This window comes from Paenibacillus intestini (genome assembly GCF_030803945.1).
In the GTDB taxonomy this organism is placed as follows: Bacteria; Bacillota; Bacilli; order Paenibacillales; family Paenibacillaceae; genus Paenibacillus; species Paenibacillus polysaccharolyticus.
Window position 1 is genome coordinate 167,221 of sequence record NZ_JAURUN010000006.1, and the last position, 13,267, is coordinate 180,487.

A 13,267-nucleotide genomic window follows, 5' to 3' on the forward strand; every position below is an offset into this window, starting at 1 on the left:
TCCCTCCTTCTATTTCATTACGATGATGAATTTATGCTTTCCTTGCCGCCGTTAACGTCTGAGCCAGATTCAGAAAAGATCCGAGTACGCGCTGCACCCGTTCCTCAATATCCTGACTACCTTCGTATTCCTCATATCCGTCAAATGTCGCTTCAAATCGTCTGCGCTGTGCACCACCAATGGAGATCCATTCTGGAGCATTAATCCCGTGCAGATTACGTACCATGGTTTGCATTTGGGTAAGCGAGCTTACACCAACAGCTCCTCCCGCGGAGCTGATCGATAAAACCGGTTTACCACTGAAATGGGCCTGACTTAGATGATCCAGCGCATTTTTAAGCACACCGCTTATGCTGCCGTGGTACTCTGGGGTAGACAGGATAATGGCATCCGCCGCAAGCATTACGGTGTTCAATGCCGCCAGGTTCTCATCGGTCTCTTGCTTTTCATCCGGAGCATAGAATGGCAGTGGTTTTTCATACAGATTAAACAAGCTCGCCTCGTGTCCTTGTCCTTGAATGATCTCTACGGCATATTCACCCAGGCGTGTGCTTGTTGCATTTCTTCGGTTGCTGCCTGCCAATATCACAATATTCATTACATTCACTCTCCTGATCGCTGTTATTATCGTCATCCATGCTCTTGCTTCTCGACTTTGGTTATCCTTATTTTACCTTGATGCAGGGCAGCATTCGTCAGCTAATGGACTTAACTTCAGCACAAAAAAACTCAACCTTTCGGTTGAGTTCATACGACTTTAGTCTGAATTTTGTCTGAATTTGGCGACTACAATGATAGCCTGCAACTCATTACAGTTCCCAGCCATTCCGAACAGCATGAAGCGCTGCCTGAGTTCGGTCTGCAAGCCCTAGTTTATCGAGCAGATGACTGACATGTGTTTTAACTGTTTTCTCCGTAATCACAAGCCGAACCGCAATCTCTTTATTGCTCAGCCCTTGAGCGATCAGCCCCAGCACTTCGCGTTCACGGCGAGTGAGTGCATTTAGACCTTCATCGGACGGAGGACTCGATGGATTAGAGTTCCATGAATGACTTGAATGATTTGAACGACTTGAATAACCTGGTTCATCTAACTTACTCGGATTACTCCGTTCACTTGGTCCACTCGTTTGGTGTACAGTCTGGTTCGAACCTTGGAAAAGCGTTTCCTCTTGAGACCTGCCCTCCACTCGACTTGCTTCTGACAGCATATCCATCGATGCCATGACGTGCATCAATTGACTTGCAGCCGCCGGATGTAATTCGACCTGACCGGAATGCACATTACGGATCGCAACGGCTAAATCCTCAGGCTCGATATCTTTGAGCAGATATCCCTTTACGCCTGCACGAACGGCAGGAACGACATGATCCTGATCCGAGAACGAAGTTAGCACGATGATCCGTGTATGTGGTAGCAGATTACGCAAACGCCTGGCTGTTTCAATACCGTCCATGACAGGCATATGAAGATCCATCAGAATAACATCCGGCTCCAGGTCCTGCGCTTGCTCCAAGGCTTCTTGCCCGTTCGATGCTTCACCGATAACCTTCATATCCTCCTGCGTTTTCAGAAAAACATGTAGTCCCCGTCTGACCATGACATGATCGTCGGCAAGTAATATTGTAATCGGCATCTTTGCCTGCCTCCTGACTCTATTCCGTTTCATGCGGAAGTGGTATAACTGCCGTCACGGTTGTTCCTTTACGCGAAGAACTCCATATATTGAGCTTGCCTCCGAGTGATTGCGCACGCTCCCTCATAATCGACAATCCGAGTGAACTTTCCGATGATGGCTTCCGTCGCTTAGCACCGCCCTTCCCCCGATCGGAGATCGTGAGCTTCGCTTCACGTTCACTGAATTCAAGCTGTATGCATGCCGAGGATACCCCTGCGTGCTTCCGAATATTGTTCAGCGCCTCCTGACCAATACGCCACAAACCTTCTTCAATAAAACGTGGTATGGAGCGCATCCCCTTACGATCAGCGATAACTTGAAGCCCCTGTTTTGCACCGTACTCCTGAAGCGCGCTTACCAATCCGGCCTCCAAACCTGATGGACGAAGTTGCATAATCAACGCTCGCATCTCCTTGAGCGCTTCCTGGGACAAAGCTCGTATATCTCTCATCACTTCTGCTGCCGGATGCACCGGTTCCGAACCGGAGAGCATACTCTCTGCACCTTTCGCCGTCAGCGATAGGGAGAATAAAATCTGATTCACCGAATCATGCAAATCCCGAGCAAGCCGATTCCGCTCTTCAAGCCTCGCCAGTTCGCGCCGATGATCTGCCAGCTTCAAGCTCTCCCGTGAAGCAATGATATGTTCTGCCAGAGCCTCAAGGACTTCTTTGTCTGCCCGGATCAGATCAAGAGATCGTGACTTAGTACCAACGATCAGCACTCCTGGTTCCTCTGGTGCATGATATGGGAGAGGCACACCAACCCCTGAAGCAAATTCACCCCATTGAAATTCAAGCCTGAATTGGCAGAATATTTCAGCAAGTTCATCTGCGGATAGGATGGCTGCACGATAGTGATCCACGATCCGATCCATAAGGCGTGTCCCGTCCAAGGAAAGGGGATCTGGCGTGTCCGTCCATACCTCACCATGAGCATACATTGCATGTATATGAAATGTGCTATTCGTTTGTTGTACAAGCGCGGCGAACGGCCAATCAAAATGCTTGCCAAGTAACCTTACCACGGTATCAGGCAATGCATTCGACTCGGTACACTCATTGATCGCAAGACTTAATGCTGTACCGAAATCTCCGAGCCGGGCATAAAGTTCTGCCCGTCGTTGCTCCGCACGATACAATCGCATTCGCTCCATTGCACTGCCAATCTGATAGGCTACCGCCTGCAAAAGCGCGAGTTCGCTATCGCTGAAAACCTCTTTACCTGGCGCTGCCACATTGAGCAGTCCCAACATTCGTTCACCCGAGCGCAGTGGGACTGTAGCGTGGTGTGTAATATCCTGTGTGTCTCCCCACTTAAACTCCACAGCATCTTCAAGACGTTTGCAGTTAATGATATTAACCGCATGCTGCAGCCTTCCATCCCTGAAACGATTGATACACCAGCACGTTCCCGTTCTCATGGGCTCTTTATCGTTTCGAATTAAAGCTGGCGGCAGGTTATAGTCTGATACACAGGCATACTCTCCGCGTTCATCGATGAGAAAAAGCCATCCCGCCGTGAGTCCGGTTAGCTCAAGTAATTTGCCAACCACCGTATCCAGCATCAGACTAAGGTCATTGGAGGTGTTTAACGTTTCCGCAATGGTTTTCAGTGTCACCATTTCCTGCATTCCAGCCTCTTCCGGCATTGGCACTCCCCCTCAGATGCTCCGTCTGTGATTTTGTCCAAACCATTGTAACCAATCCTTCGGGGATATGAAAGCTTCAACTTTTTGCCTAATGCTCAGCCAGACTTCTTCCGTTCTTTTCTTGTGCATGACAGAGGTTCCATATTCATCAGCCCACGGTCAGACAAAGCCAGCGCCAATTTGTAAAAAGCACGGGTACGAATCTTGGTATAGGTATCCTTGCTCACAGGCGGATCAAAAACATGGTTGTATATTTTATAGTCAAAGACATCATCGTCCTTCATATAGCGCTCGTTTACCAATACCCGTTCTTTCTCACTGAGCCGAGATACGATATGATCAATGGTATCGCAGTAAGCCTGACGCGCTCGCTGGACATCCACATTAAAGATTGCTGTTTTCGCGGTAGAATCTCCTGTGACATTGGTAGCCCCATGAAAACGTTCCGTATAACTTGCAGTCACCTGCACCTCACGTTCTTCAAAAGCAATCGTTTTATAAATCCGATACTTCTCCAATACAGCCTCGACAGCTGCCTGCGTTTTCCGACGATCCAATTCCGGTAATATCAATTCCATATTTGTCATCGTTGCCATAGTCATTCTCCTCCTAATGTTAATTCACTCTATATTTCATTCCATTTTGACGACTCATACTGATATTTCTGCTCATCCCCATCTTCTAGCCAAGACTGTCTCCCACATAGAATTGTTCCGATTTTTCAAAACATAACGTATTTTATTTTTTTCTTCCATTGCCTTTTGGAAACGGCTCTCTGTTTACATTATGTTCGTACTTTGTTCGTATTTCTATTAGAGGATACCACTTTCTGGAGAAAAGAGTAAACCTTCATTTTGGGTCATTTAGACGATAAAATAAAACCTTCGCTCTCATTTTCTATACCTTTTGGCATAAATGTTTCATATCTCTTTACCTAATGGTATATATACGATATAGTACAGATAATTACTGAACTCGTATAAGTCATTTGTTTTTATGAAGAAGTCCATGGCTCTGGGAATGATTCCACGTCGGCAGGCGCACAGACGAAGTGCAGGAGGCGGAATCAATTCTGGAGAAGCGGAGCGCTCGCCTTTATCACCGGATTTCTCCCTTTAAGGAGAACATGACAGGAAATCCGGGGATAACAGCGATCGAAAGAATGATCCGCTTTCGGAACGGGTAAGTTTGCAGAACGTCGCATGAGCAGAACGAACTTCTTTATAATCACAAGCACTTATGACGAGTCGAAGGAGATGCATGAGTTGTGGAGCACGCTTTTGGTCCTTATATGAAACAACTGCGAGAGCAGCAGGGATTCAGCATCAACCAGCTCGCTGAAGCGGCTGGAATAAGCAATTCACAGATTTCACGGATTGAAAATGGTGTGCGCGGGGTGCCTAAACCAGCAACGATCCGAAAAATTGCCGACGCACTCGCCGTACCTTACTCAGACATGATGAAACAGGCAGGTTATATGGAGACAGGCCTTGAGGCGAACCCTCAGGAAGTACCGGAATGGGCGACGTACAAGGATCGCCGGGATTTTAAAAAAATGCTGGAGGATGACGACGATCTGATGTTCGACGGTATTCCGCTGGATGAAGAGGACAAGAAACGGATCAAAGACGTGCTGACTGGTTTGTTCTGGGAAGCCAAACAGATGAATAAACGGAAAAAGCCAGGCGAATCGGATCAACGCCCATGAGACCAGGACGCGAGTTCAAACTTATTGAAACTGCAGGTGAGATCATATGGATGACATCGTAACCAAGCTGATTCGCAAACACCGAACCAACTGTCCGTTCAGCATTGCCCGTGCTGTAGGAATACAGATTCGTTTTACGAATCTGGGCAAGTCGACGAAAGGGCTGTATTTCCGTAAACTTCGTCGCAGATTTATTGTGATTCACAATGACTTGCCCCCTGAATGGCAGCGATTTGTATGTGCACATGAACTGGGGCATGACAGACTGCACAAAGGAATTAACCGTTTCTTCCTTGAGGAGCATTCCTACTTCGCTCCAGGCAAATTGGAGAGACAAGCCAATCTTTTTGCCATTCAACTATTGACGGCCGGAGTCACACCGGAACCGGAAGAATCTCTTGAGAAATTTTGCTTACGTACCGGACTGCCGCGTGATGCGCAGCATTTTTTTTACAGTAATTAAGAACATACGTTCTTTATCATGTAGTGTTGAACCCGTTTTCCAGGCAGAATCAGATGTCACTTTCAGGTTACTTATTTTTACGCAAATCACGAGATTTCCTCAACATAGTCTGTTAAAATACTACATGAGCTGTATAAACGCTCTAATAGATTACTATTTTGGGAGGTTTCGGATTCATGAAAAACTGGAAAAACGTTGTTTTACTTCTGCTAACGGTTTGTTTACTGTTCGGCAGTGTAGGCATTGCGGCAGCAGCAACGGATTCTGCTCCAGGAACAGGTAAACACATCACTATCCTACATACCAATGACATGCATGCTCGAGCAGTGGAACAATCACCTGCTATGGGTTTTGCCAAAGTCGCAGGCATCGTTGATAAATATCGCAGCGAAAATCCTAACACCCTCTTGCTGGATGCAGGCGATGCGGTACACGGTACCACATTTGCAACTCTTGTTAGAGGCGAGAGCATTGTGCAGGTCATGAACGAAATAGGCTATCAGGCGATGGTACCTGGTAACCATGAATTCAACTATGGCTCGGAACGTCTCATGGAGCTGGCGAAGATGATGAAATTCCCTATGCTCAGTGCAAACGTAAAGAAAAAAGATGGAACTCGTATCTTCGAACCGTACCTTATTAAAGAAGTGGATGGTGTGAAGATCGGAATTATTGCCTTGACTACACCAGAAACCATGTACAAAACGAACCCGAAAAACGTAGAAGGTCTGCAAATTACAGATCCTTCTGCAGAAGCTAAAGTTCTTGTGAATGAAATTCGTAGCAAAGTCGATGTTGTCGTTGTTCTCGGACACCTTGGACAAGATGTTTCCAGTACGGATACAAGCTTCAAAGTCGTTAAAGAGGTGCCGGGCATTGATGTGTTCATCGATGGACATAGCCATACCGTATTGAAAAACGGACTTGTATCTGATCATGGAACTTTGATTGCAAGTGCAGGTGAATATACCAATTATGTAGGTGTCATTGACCTGTGGGTAGACGGCGGCAAAGTTTCGAAGAAAACAGCAACATTAGTGGATGAAACCGGGGCCAAAGACATTAAACCCAATGGGAATGTTGCAGCACTCGTAAGTTCCATTCAGAAAAAACAAGAACCGATCCTGAAAGAAGAAGTAGCAAATACCGCTGTTCTACTCGACGGCAAACGTGAACAAGTACGTGCTGGCGAGACCAATCTAGGAGACTTGCTGGCTGATGCAATCCGTGATGTCAGCAAAGCCGATATCGCTTTGACTAACGGCGGAGGTATTCGTTCTTCTATTGAAAAGGGCATCGTAACTAAAGGTGATGTCATTACCGTTCTTCCCTTTGGCAACCAAGTCGTTACCCTTGATGTAAAAGGCTCTGATGTACTCGCAGCCTTGGAGAACGGTGTAGGTTCCTACCCGGAACCAAGTGGTGGATTCCCGCAAGTATCCGGAATTACATTCAAAATTGACGCCGCTGCTGCAAAAGGTAGCCGTGTTCATACCGTAATGGTTGGTGATAAAACTCTTGATCCAGCCGCGACCTACACCCTTGCAACCAATGACTTCACAGCTGTCGGCGGTGATGAGTACACGATGTTCGCCAAGTATCCAACAACCGGTATGTACGGTGCACTGGATGAGGCATTGATCAACTACATGCAAAAACTCGGCGCAGTCGATATTAAAACCGACGGCCGCATAAGTGAAGGCAAGAAAGCCGCTGTAGAACCAGAAGCACCGGGTACTGAGGCTCCGGCCCCTGTTCCAGCACCAACACCAACCAAGCCTCAACCAGAAAAACCAAAGCCGGAGAAACCGGTCAAACCAGCACCGGGCAAACCAGCTCCAGCCCCTGCTAAATTGCATATCGTAAAATCAGGCGAGTCTCTGTATTCGATCTCCAAACAATATGGTACAACATGGAAGACACTTCAACAGATCAATAAAATCAAAAACCCACACTGGATTTATCCAGGTCAGACATTGAAGTTGCCTGCTGCTTCTTAATCTGCAACCATTCCGAATAAACGACAAAGGGAGTCCTTGCCCAGATCACTGGCTAAGGACTCCCTTTCGTTTTCTATTTCAAAAATAAACCTCTTGCATGCCGCTTTCGGCTTCAAAGTTGATGTCTACCCCCTGCTGAACTAGAACATATATGCCTGTAATATCCGTATTTATGCGATTTACGGCGCGGATGAAGCACAACTACGCTTGCGCTAGTTTTGCATACTTATACCCGTATCACTTCGAATAGCCAAACCTAACGTGTCTTTATAAGCAAAAGCACAATTAACCTGATCTTTATTTTCCAGCTATAGTCACTTGGTACGATTATTTTCTGTGATTAGACATTCTTTCTACTTCTAGAGTCCCGTTTTCCAAGGAACCTCTAGCTTATTCAGCTAAAAATAAAGATCGACACAATATTCAGTCCTATTATATAGGCAAATGTTATCTATCACATATGACATGTATTTTCATCGCTTCATATGCTAAATCCATGCTTAATCTCGGCGCATTTGCTCTTTCACGTAATTCACAGCTTCCTGTGCCGTCATACTGATTCGCTTCGCTTCGCCTGAATCAGCAAGCATATGAGAGCCCAGTTCTACCTGTGCTTCGGCCGCTCCTCTGCCTACAACAATGTGCACAGGTAGCCCGATTAATTCGGCATCCTTGAATTTTACACCCGGCCGTTCATCCCGATCATCCACGAGCACACGGAATCCACAATCCATTAGATGTTGCTCCAACTCAAGAGTTAGCTTCTGTTGATGCTCGTCTTTCCAGCTTACCGGGATAAGATGCACATCATAAGGCGCTACAGAAACAGGCCACTGAATGCCCTCTTCCGTCGCGTACTGTTCAGCAATAGCTGCCATCAAACGAGATACCCCGATACCGTAACATCCCATTACAGGTGCACACTGACGACCATTGCGATCCAGGAAAGCAGCTCCCATGGCATCGCTGTACTTTGTACCCAGCTTGAATATATGCCCTACTTCAATGCCTTTGGTGAACACAAGCGGTTCGCCACATGATACGCAACAATCCCCTGCAGTGGCAAAACGGATACGCTCGACTTGGTCCAGCGCAAAATCCATGCCTGGACGAACACCTGATAGATGCATGCCAGCCTCATTCGCTCCGGTCACTGCATGCTTCATGGTGGCCACATCAGCGTCTACCACCATACGTAGCCCAAGCCCCACTGGTCCAAGATAACCGACGGTGAGATTGGAATGCTCGGCGATAGTTGCATCGTCAGCCAGCTCCAATTCCTCTGCGCCAAGCACCTGTTTCAAGGCAATATCGTTCAGTTCATGATCCCCACGGACAAGAGCAGCAACAAGCTGACCATCCGCCAGATAAAGCAATGTTTTGATCATATCTTCGGCCTTCTTATCAAGGAAAGAGCATAATTCTGCGATAGTACGAACACCTGGTGTCTCAATCCGTAACACTTCCATGTGCTCATTAGCTTTTGGTTCATTCGTAAGGATAGCAGGTTCTACGGATTGAAATGCCGCCTTCTCCAGATTCGCAGCATAACCACATTTTTTACACGTCACAATGGTATCCTCTCCTACATCAGCCAGAGCCATGAACTCATGTGTCTCACCTTGTCCACCAATGGTTCCCGCATCTGCCTCAACTCGAAGAAAGTCCAGGCCACAGCGTTCCAGAATGCGGCAATATGCTGTATTCATTGCCTGATAGGTTCGATCCAGTTCCTCCCAATCCGATGCAAATGAATAGGCATCCTTCATGATAAATTCTCGGCCTCGTAACAAACCAAACCGTGGACGGCGCTCATCCCGGAACTTGGTTCCGATCTGATACAAGGTAAAGGGAAGCTTACGGTAAGAGTTGACCTCGTCACGAGCTAATGCCGTAACGACCTCCTCATGGGTTGGTCCAAGCGCAAACTCTCTCATGTGCCGGTCCTTCAGACGCATCAACTCTGGACCATATTGCGTGTATCTGCCGGATTCCTCCCACAGCTCTGCTGGTTGCATAATGGGCAACAATACTTCCTGGCACCCGGCACGATCCATCTCTTCCCGGACGATTCGCTCGACGTTCAGAAGCACACGTCGCCCGAGTGGTAAATAACTGTATATTCCCGCGGCCACTTGACGAATCATACCCGAGCGCAGTAGCAGGCGGTGTCCCGTTGCATCAGCCTCAGCGGGTGCTTCACGTAATGTTGGAACAAGCATTTCACTTTGACGCATCTTGAATACACTCCTTTTATGATCAGATAGGTAGGCACTACGCACATGAATTCTTGAACAGCAAAAAGACGCATTCGTCAAGGGACGAATGCGTCGTGGTACCACCCTTATTTAACTGTATACAGTCGTTTCATATCTCGCGCGCTAACATACAGTCCTTAGGGGCATAACGGACCCTTCCGGCGAAGGTTGCAGCCTGTTATAAAACAGACATTCCCCTTTGCAGCTAACGAGGTAGGAATTGCGTAGCAGCAACAGGAATGTTACAGCAATCCATTCCCTCTCTGTTGAAGCAAGCTTACGTGATTATGTCCTCGGTAAACGCTATTTTTCGTTTTTGATCACATTAGAACATTTAGACGAACTTGTCAATCAATACAATTAAACGAAGGGGTCACTCGAAACCATTATGCCAAGCTACTTCAGGCGAAATCCGTAACAATGGCTGACACGGCCCCAGGTTCACTGTAGAATAGAGATTAACATTTTACGGATCTCACGTACGGATCCCTGAATGGAAATTTGTATCTTTCATAAAGGAGTTTATCTTATGTCCTATATTATATATGATCTTGAATTTACAGTAAGTCGCAATACACGCTACTCATCTGAAATTATCGATATCGGTGCTGTCAAAGTGAGTGAGAACCCGGATACAGGCCTTACAGTCACGGACACCTTTCATACGTATGTTCGTCCATCTAACAAATCCGTCCTGTCTACCGACACCGTTCAGTTCACAGGAATCACACAGAAAGACATCGATGCAGCCCCTCTTTTCCCAGCAGCACTGCGTCAATTCATCGATTGGATGGGCAATGAGCCTTATTATATGTGCTCCTGGGGACCAGATGACCGCAACAAATTCATCTCCCATTGCCGAACACATCATTTGGATGTGGCCTGGATTACCAATCATAATGATTTACAGCAACAATGGTCGCGGGCCATGCACAAAGAAGGAAAGTTTCGGCAACTCGGACTTGCCCAAGCTCTTGAACTCTGTGGAATTGAATTTGACGGGACACAACACCGCGCTTTGGATGATGCCATCAATACGGCTAAAGTGTTTATGCACCAGTTCGACAAGTTCAAATTAGAAAATAATTGCGCAGCGGATGATGAAGGCGTTGCTTCCAAAGTGGTTTACTCCAGTGCTGTGGATGATGAGGAAAAGGAATCACCGTTTGGCAATCTTGCCAATCTTTTTAAAGCCAAGGAGTAAGACGGTATCCAGACGTTAAACCTGTAATCTGAAGTTCATTTTGGATTGTACACTTGCCGCCAGCGCTCCAAATGTTCTTGCATCAGGTTACGACAATGTTCCGGTTCCAGGATCTCAGCCTCTGGCCCGTATCTGGATATCCACACGAAAAATCCCTCAGCATCACTCACTACAGTTTCAAACAATAGGGTACCTTCAGGCTCTCTGGTCAGAACGGGGCGCACAAAAAAGCGTTCCTGCATCACGCGGTCCACAACTAGGGAAGAGAATCGAATTTTAACCACGGTCTCTTCTGTACTGCCTCTCGTGATCCAGGCAGTACGGAAATAAGACTGGATTAAATAATCATTTTTGCGGAAGGTACGTGGAATAATTCGTAAATCGTATAGCCGGTTTACCTGAAACGTTCTCATTCTCTCGGAGAGATGGCAATAAGCTAACAGATCAAATTGATATTCCCGAGGAATCAGGCAATATGGATCAAAGCGAATCATCTCCAATTCTCCCTGAGACTGATAGTTCCCTTCCATGCTGTTTTGTGAAATTCCTGCTTGAAGCAACAAAAGGAGCGAATCACTCGGTTCATCTTCGTCCATACTTTGCCAGACGATTCCTCCTTCTTTAAACATTCCTCTGACCTGCTCAGCCCATTCCACTCGCTCGGTTCTGTTCTTCTGGCTTGAAGCTACTACTTTCTCGTAGGCACTCTCAAATGCAGGCTTTAATAGCGGACGAATATCTTCCATAACGTCTGCAAGCTGTATGAAAGCTTGGGCTTCCTCGTCAGACCAATTTAGCGGATACATGGCAAAATGGCTGATAAACATGTACCCTCTTCCGTGTCCCATATTGGCGATCGGAATATGCATTGCGCTGAGGGCCTCCATGTCACGGTATATCGTCCTTTCCGTTGTCTCGCACCTCTCCGCAAGCTCCCGAGCCAGAATGCCCGGCTTGGCTTGGACCAGCGTAATAATGCGCATTAATCGGATTAGTCGGTCTGTCATTTGGCCAGGCCCTCCATGATGTTGTTTCAAATAGTATGATACAGCTCCATCCTCGACTGATATAGTATGGATATATACATTCGACTTATTGTTTAACTTCACCTTCAAAACTTATGTAAACTGGTTCTCTCTGTACGGTTATCACTTGACTACGTTTTCATTGATCTAACAATGTTCTTTCACATTTTGGCGATTGGCAGTAAACGTAATACCATAATGATAACGAAGCTTCTCAACAATCTCCGCTTCTGTTAAATAATCCAGATCCTGTTTGCGTGCAGCTTCGATTAACAGTGCATCGGCATGACGGCGCAACATGTCGCTACCTTCCTGGGTACGGCCTCGTTCATAAGCACGTAGAGCCTGTTTAAGCAAGGGTACGGTTTCGTTCAATTTAATCGTTTTCTCTACTTTCGGGTCTTCTGGCTGTCTTAGCATGCCCAGGTGACTTGTATACTGAATATAGAGTTGTTCCCGACGAAGAAGCACACGCTGACTTTGCTTTAACTTGCGGGTACTCCAATAGGCAGAACATATCGCTGCTTTTCCTGATAGATGCGGTCCTACGGCAAATTCCAGCAAAATCTGTTTGCTTTCTCCCTTGAGTACATCACCAAGTCGCAGTACCCAACCAATATCTGTTTCTTTGGATCGGCATCCATAAATGCCTTTAAGCTGAACGCCATATTCCGGTTTGAGCAAAAGCTCTAAATCTCTCGACATAATTTTGGGTGCTATTTTCCTAAGTCTTTTGGCAGGGGCTCCGTAACGCCACTCTACCATCATATATACGGGATCGGCTCCCCCTGTCGGTATGGCCTCTTTATTCCACGAATAAGATACTTCAAAGACTGAGTTCACTGGTAGTCTCTCCCCCGATTTATGTGTATTATCTTCTAAGTTAGCAGGGTGAATGGACACTATATTGTCACGGAACATATGTTCTCATTAATTTTTTCCATTATATTAGTTTTATTCCCCTTGATCCGCCTAGAAGCGACAATAAACGACGAAAAAGCTTGGCTATTAGCCAAGCTTTTCACACCCTTCTCTATGACAAGTCCCAACTTAAACAGCTGGATGATTATGCTCCATTTTGTGCATGTACTGTGCACTGTCCGTTTGATTAACCGGTGCATAAGTTACACTGTCAATAATCAGTTTGCGTCCGACTGGCTCGCCATTTAAAGTAATCATGATTGTTTTCGTTGACGCGCTCTGGTTTGATACGTACATATTATTCTACTCCTTCATTATTAACGATCTTATTCAAAATCGAAATATATTAATTTTAAGC

The 13,267-nt window shown here is 46.3% G+C and carries 12 protein-coding genes; 4 read left to right on the forward strand and 8 right to left on the reverse strand.

Annotation, left to right across the window (positions count from 1 at the left end; genetic code table 11):
* Window positions 1-31: 31 nt before the first annotated feature.
* From J2T16_RS17515 to J2T16_RS17530, 4 genes are all read right to left on the reverse strand, one after another.
* Window positions 32-598: an NAD(P)H-dependent oxidoreductase gene (locus tag J2T16_RS17515; RefSeq protein WP_154958579.1), complete on the reverse strand. Its 567-nt coding sequence runs from the start codon at window positions 596-598 to the stop codon at window positions 32-34.
* Between the two features lie 211 nt (window positions 599-809).
* On the reverse strand, window positions 810-1,637 hold the full coding sequence (locus tag J2T16_RS17520; protein WP_221787773.1) for a response regulator: 828 nt from the start codon (window positions 1,635-1,637) through the stop codon (window positions 810-812).
* Between the two features lie 19 nt (window positions 1,638-1,656).
* A complete protein-coding gene (locus tag J2T16_RS17525; protein ID WP_221787771.1) occupies window positions 1,657-3,330 on the reverse strand; it encodes a GAF domain-containing sensor histidine kinase in 1,674 nt (557 codons plus the stop codon).
* Window positions 3,331-3,425: 95 nt separating this feature from the next.
* Window positions 3,426-3,908, reverse strand: a complete 483-nt coding sequence (locus J2T16_RS17530) for an ArpU family phage packaging/lysis transcriptional regulator (RefSeq protein ID WP_221787920.1) — start codon at window positions 3,906-3,908, stop codon at window positions 3,426-3,428.
* Window positions 3,909-4,621: 713 nt separating this feature from the next.
* On the opposite strand from J2T16_RS17530, the gene J2T16_RS17535 reads away from it, so the two are divergent.
* From J2T16_RS17535 to J2T16_RS17545, 3 genes are all read left to right on the forward strand, one after another.
* Window positions 4,622-5,038, forward strand: coding sequence for a helix-turn-helix domain-containing protein (locus tag J2T16_RS17535; RefSeq protein WP_090918477.1), 417 nt, complete (start codon window positions 4,622-4,624; stop codon window positions 5,036-5,038).
* A gap of 46 nt (window positions 5,039-5,084) precedes the next feature.
* Window positions 5,085-5,501 carry an ImmA/IrrE family metallo-endopeptidase gene (locus J2T16_RS17540; RefSeq protein WP_090918365.1) on the forward strand — a complete coding sequence of 139 codons (417 nt, stop codon included), beginning with the start codon at window positions 5,085-5,087 and terminating at the stop codon, window positions 5,499-5,501.
* Window positions 5,502-5,677: 176 nt separating this feature from the next.
* Window positions 5,678-7,501: a 5'-nucleotidase C-terminal domain-containing protein gene (locus J2T16_RS17545; RefSeq protein ID WP_499018911.1), complete on the forward strand. Its 1,824-nt coding sequence runs from the start codon at window positions 5,678-5,680 to the stop codon at window positions 7,499-7,501.
* Window positions 7,502-8,001: 500 nt separating this feature from the next.
* On the opposite strand, the gene J2T16_RS17550 is transcribed toward J2T16_RS17545, so the two are convergent.
* The gene (locus tag J2T16_RS17550) at window positions 8,002-9,738 is read right to left on the reverse strand and encodes a proline--tRNA ligase (RefSeq protein ID WP_499018912.1); all 1,737 of its coding nucleotides are present in this window, start codon (window positions 9,736-9,738) and stop codon (window positions 8,002-8,004) included.
* A gap of 550 nt (window positions 9,739-10,288) precedes the next feature.
* Between J2T16_RS17550 and J2T16_RS17555 the strand changes: the two genes are divergently transcribed.
* Entirely contained in the window at window positions 10,289-10,963 is a 675-nt protein-coding gene (locus J2T16_RS17555; protein WP_090918371.1) for a 3'-5' exonuclease, read from the forward strand.
* 35 nt (window positions 10,964-10,998) lie between these two features.
* Here J2T16_RS17555 and J2T16_RS17560 read toward each other — a convergent pair whose 3' ends face one another.
* The 3 genes from J2T16_RS17560 to J2T16_RS17570 form a co-directional block, all read right to left on the reverse strand.
* The gene (locus tag J2T16_RS17560; RefSeq protein ID WP_499018914.1) at window positions 10,999-11,970 is read right to left on the reverse strand and encodes a helix-turn-helix transcriptional regulator; all 972 of its coding nucleotides are present in this window, start codon (window positions 11,968-11,970) and stop codon (window positions 10,999-11,001) included.
* 165 nt (window positions 11,971-12,135) lie between these two features.
* Window positions 12,136-12,831 carry a hypothetical protein gene (locus J2T16_RS17565; RefSeq protein ID WP_154890781.1) on the reverse strand — a complete coding sequence of 232 codons (696 nt, stop codon included), beginning with the start codon at window positions 12,829-12,831 and terminating at the stop codon, window positions 12,136-12,138.
* 207 nt (window positions 12,832-13,038) lie between these two features.
* Window positions 13,039-13,206 (reverse strand): hypothetical protein, encoded by a 168-nt coding sequence (locus J2T16_RS17570; protein ID WP_167375691.1) that lies wholly within the window; start codon window positions 13,204-13,206, stop codon window positions 13,039-13,041.
* Window positions 13,207-13,267: the final 61 nt, after the last annotated feature.

Coding starts and splice junctions, on each gene's coding strand:
- J2T16_RS17545 (WP_499018911.1), top strand. CDS start 5,678: ATGAAAAACTGGAAAAACGTTGTTTTACTTCTGCTAACGGTTTGTTTA.
- J2T16_RS17515 (WP_154958579.1), bottom strand. CDS start 598: ATGAATATTGTGATATTGGCAGGCAGCAACCGAAGAAATGCAACAAGC.
- J2T16_RS17570 (WP_167375691.1), bottom strand. CDS start 13,206: ATGTACGTATCAAACCAGAGCGCGTCAACGAAAACAATCATGATTACT.
- J2T16_RS17535 (WP_090918477.1), top strand. CDS start 4,622: ATGAAACAACTGCGAGAGCAGCAGGGATTCAGCATCAACCAGCTCGCT.
- J2T16_RS17520 (WP_221787773.1), bottom strand. CDS start 1,637: ATGCCGATTACAATATTACTTGCCGACGATCATGTCATGGTCAGACGG.
- J2T16_RS17550 (WP_499018912.1), bottom strand. CDS start 9,738: ATGCGTCAAAGTGAAATGCTTGTTCCAACATTACGTGAAGCACCCGCT.
- J2T16_RS17530 (WP_221787920.1), bottom strand. CDS start 3,908: ATGGAATTGATATTACCGGAATTGGATCGTCGGAAAACGCAGGCAGCT.
- J2T16_RS17540 (WP_090918365.1), top strand. CDS start 5,085: ATGGATGACATCGTAACCAAGCTGATTCGCAAACACCGAACCAACTGT.
- J2T16_RS17525 (WP_221787771.1), bottom strand. CDS start 3,330: ATGCCGGAAGAGGCTGGAATGCAGGAAATGGTGACACTGAAAACCATT.
- J2T16_RS17560 (WP_499018914.1), bottom strand. CDS start 11,970: ATGACAGACCGACTAATCCGATTAATGCGCATTATTACGCTGGTCCAA.
- J2T16_RS17555 (WP_090918371.1), top strand. CDS start 10,289: ATGTCCTATATTATATATGATCTTGAATTTACAGTAAGTCGCAATACA.